This window comes from Burkholderia sp. E168m15, assembly GCF_016586105.1.
Taxonomy (GTDB): Bacteria; Pseudomonadota; Gammaproteobacteria; order Burkholderiales; family Burkholderiaceae; genus Burkholderia; species Burkholderia orbicola.
The window spans coordinates 1-2,470 of sequence record NZ_BCPO01000206.1; the positions used below are offsets into that span (position 1 = coordinate 1).

General features: G+C 67.7%; 2 protein-coding genes and 1 pseudogene. All 3 read right to left on the reverse strand.

The features are described 5' to 3' along the window. Positions 1-214: 214 nt before the first annotated feature. Entirely contained in the window at positions 215-706 is a 492-nt protein-coding gene (locus JMF86_RS31865; RefSeq protein ID WP_006749694.1) for an Lrp/AsnC family transcriptional regulator, read from the reverse strand. Between the two features lie 85 nt (positions 707-791). Next, positions 792-2,192, reverse strand: a complete 1,401-nt coding sequence (locus JMF86_RS31870; protein WP_011549845.1) for an aspartate aminotransferase family protein — start codon at positions 2,190-2,192, stop codon at positions 792-794. Between the two features lie 164 nt (positions 2,193-2,356). Beyond that, a pseudogene (locus JMF86_RS31875) lies at positions 2,357-2,470 on the reverse strand (glyoxylate/hydroxypyruvate reductase A); the annotation flags it as partial.

A 2,470-nucleotide genomic window follows, 5' to 3' on the forward strand; every position in this document is an offset into this window, starting at 1 on the left:
GTGGCGGGATCGGTGACGGCGAAGCGGCGGCCGTCGAGCGCATCGCGCCAGGCGCCGTCGATCAGGTTGGCGGTGCGAACGAGTTCGGTTCGGGACAGCGTAAGCGGCATGACAGGTCCTTGAATGAAGCGGTTCGACAACGACGACGGAGCAGGCGCGACTCCCCCCGCGCGGGCAGCGGGCTGCCGCGTGACGGGATGACGCACACCGGGTGTCAGTGACGTTCGCCGAACAGCGATTCGAGCGGGTAGTGCCGTTTGACGAACGGCGACTTGATGATCACGTAACTGAAATACTTCTCGATGCCGATGTTCTGCTCGAGCAGCCCTTCGACGATCGTCTGGTAATGGCTCACGCTGCGCGTGATGAACTTCAGCAGGTAGTCGTAGCCGCCGCTCGCGAGGTGGCATTCGACGATCTCGTCGACGTTGCGGATCGCCGCGACGAAGCGGTCGAAATCCTCGCGCCGATGGTCGGCCAGCGTGACCTCGGTAAACACGACCTGCACGTCGCCGAGTTTCTCGAGCTGGATGTGCGCGCCGTAGCCGCCGATGTAACCGGCCTTCTCGAGCCGCTTCACGCGGATCAGGCATGGACTGGGCGACAGCCCGACCGCATCGGCCAGCTCGACGTTGGTCATGCGGCCGCGCTTCTGCAACTGGGAGAGGATGCGCAGGTCGATGCGATCCAGCTTGCTGTCCGTCATGTTCACGTGAGAAGGCAAAAATGGAATGTCCGGTTACTTTAGAGTCGAACGATGGCGGCCACAAGCCCGGCTTTCCCTTGGCCAGTCAGGCCGGCTGCGCGTGCGCGGCGTCGAGCGCGCGCTGCACGCCCGAATCGGCCAGCACGTCGTCGAGCGTCTTGCGCACGCGTTCGAACAGCAGGTCGAACTCGCCCGCGGTGAAACTCAGCGCCGGCGCGAAGCCGAGCACGCCATCGCCGAACGCGCGGAACACCACACCGTTCGCGTACGCGGCGGCCGCGATCTTGTCCGGCACGTTCAGCGCAGCGTCGAAGCGCGTCTTGTGCGCCTTGTCGGCTACCAGTTCGAGCGCGCCGAGCAGGCCGACCGAGCGGGCGTCGCCGACGAGCGGATGCGCGCGCAGCGCATCGAGCCCCGCGGCGAAGCGCGGCGCGAGCGCCTGGCCGTTCGCGAGCAGCCCGCCTTCGTGATAGAGCTTCAGCACCTCGAGGCCGATCGCCGCGCTCACCGGATGCGCGGAATACGTATGGCCGTGGCCGACCACGGGCGCATCGGCGCGGTCGCCAGCGATTCCTTCGTAGATTTCGTCGGACATCAGCACCGCGCCCATCGGCGCATAGCCGGCGGTCAATCCCTTCGCGACGGTCATCAGGTCGGGGTCGACCTGTTCGGCCTCGCAGGCGAACAGCGGGCCGGTGCGGCCGAAGCCGGTGATCACCTCGTCGGCGACGAACAGGATGCCGAGGCGCCGGCACGCGTCGCGCATCGCCTTCAGCCAGCCGGCCGGCGGCACGATCACGCCGCCCGAGCCTTGTACCGGCTCGCAGAAGAACGCGGCGACGTTGTCCGCGCCGAGTTCGGCGACCTTCGCTTCGAGTGCGGCGACCGACGCGGCGATCAGCGCCTGCGGATCGTCGCCGAGCGGATGGCGGTACGGGTAGGGCGACGGAATATGGTGCTGGTCCGCGCGCGGCAGGTCGAAATGGCGGTGGAACGCCGGCAGCGCGGTGAGGCCGGCGCCGAACGACGACGAGCCGTGATAGCCGCGCTCCAGCGCGATCATCTGCTTTTTCGACGGGCGGCCGGTCGCGTTGAAATAGTGCGTGATGAAGCGCACCGCGGAATCGACCGCGTCCGAGCCGCCGAGCGTGAAGTACACGCGGTTCAGCGACGGCGGCGCGAGCGCGGCGAGCCGTTCGGCGAGCTCGATCGCCGGCTGCGAGCCGAAATGGAAATAACCGGTCGCGTAGGGCAGCTTCGCCATCTGGTCGGCGGCGGCCTTCACGATGCTGTCGCGGCCGTAGCCGACGTTCACGCACCACAGGCCCGAGAACGCGTCGAGCAGCGTGTGACCGGCGGCGTCGCGCAGGAACACGCCGTCCGCGGATTCCAGCACGGTGACGCCGCGCGCTTCGTGCGCACGGTAATTGACGACGGGATGGATCAGGTGTTGACGATCGGCTTCGATCAGCGCGGCTTGGTTCATGGGAAGGCGGGACTCTCGTCAGGTGTCAGCGGTGAGTTCATGCTAACGGGCGAGAATTCCGCATGCGTCTTCAATTTGCGGCCCGAAACGTATGCGCGCGGCGTTTGCACGGGGCGCTTCGGCATTTTCTGCTGCGCGCCCGGCGGGCCGGGGCGCGCAGCAGGTCAGTAGCCGCGCGTGCGGTCGACGACGCCGATCATCGGCTGGCCCGCGCGATGGCGCGCGAGGTTCGCGAGCACCGCGTCGACCGCGGTGTCGGGCCGCGTCGCGCTGGCGAT